This is a genomic window from Psychrobacter sp. 16-MNA-CIBAN-0192 (assembly GCF_040309565.1).
Taxonomy (GTDB): Bacteria; Pseudomonadota; Gammaproteobacteria; order Pseudomonadales; family Moraxellaceae; genus Psychrobacter.
On the sequence record NZ_JBEOOX010000198.1, the window covers coordinates 1 to 277 of the forward strand.

A 277-nucleotide genomic window follows, 5' to 3' on the forward strand; every position below is an offset into this window, starting at 1 on the left:
GGTAAATGACGGTCATTAATGTGCTTTGCCGATAAGATAGCTGCACTGCTGATGGCCGCTTGGGTATAGCGTACACCATGGTATTGTTCGTACTTAGATTTAAGCCCCATCAATATTTTGGTGGTTTCAGCGACAGAAGGCTCATTGATATCAATTTTTTGGAAGCGACGTGCTAAAGCACGGTCTTTTTCAAAAATGCTTTGATATTCTTGGAACGTCGTTGACCCCATGCAACGTAACTTACCACTTGATAACAATGGTTTGAGTAAGTTAGACG

1 pseudogene is annotated in these 277 nt (G+C 41.9%); it reads right to left on the reverse strand.

What is annotated here, in order from left to right:
• A pseudogene (locus AAEY78_RS12900) lies at positions 1 to 277 on the reverse strand (ATP-dependent Clp protease ATP-binding subunit ClpA); the annotation flags it as partial.